Source organism: Streptomyces sp. NRRL WC-3549 (assembly GCF_000721935.1).
Taxonomy (GTDB): domain Bacteria; phylum Actinomycetota; class Actinomycetes; order Streptomycetales; family Streptomycetaceae; genus Streptomyces.
In genome coordinates, this window is record NZ_KL585404.1 from 14,362 (window position 1) to 14,650 (window position 289).

Below are 289 nucleotides of genomic sequence, written 5' to 3' on the forward strand. Positions count from 1 at the left end.
TGCTGGAGTCTCTGCACCAGCTGTCAGGGGCCCCGGTCCCCGCCGCCAGACCCCCGGTACCGGCCGACGGCCACCAGGAGCGGGCGGCCCTCGGCGTCGGAGCGGCCCGGGCCGGGGCCCTCCTCGAACGCCGGCTCACCCTCGCCCGGACCCGCGCCCACTCAGAAGCCCTCCAGGCGCTCGGGTCCGCCCGCTTCCACGCGGTCGCCGACGCCGTCGCGCTGCTGGCCTCCGACGTGCCGCTGGCCGCCTCGGCCGCCGGCCCGGTCGCCGAGGTACTGGACGCCCC

The 289-nt window shown here is 79.6% G+C and carries 1 pseudogene; it reads left to right on the forward strand.

Going from position 1 to position 289, the window contains the following annotated elements:
* Positions 1-289, forward strand: a pseudogene (locus IH13_RS0117845) (metal-binding protein); the annotation flags it as partial.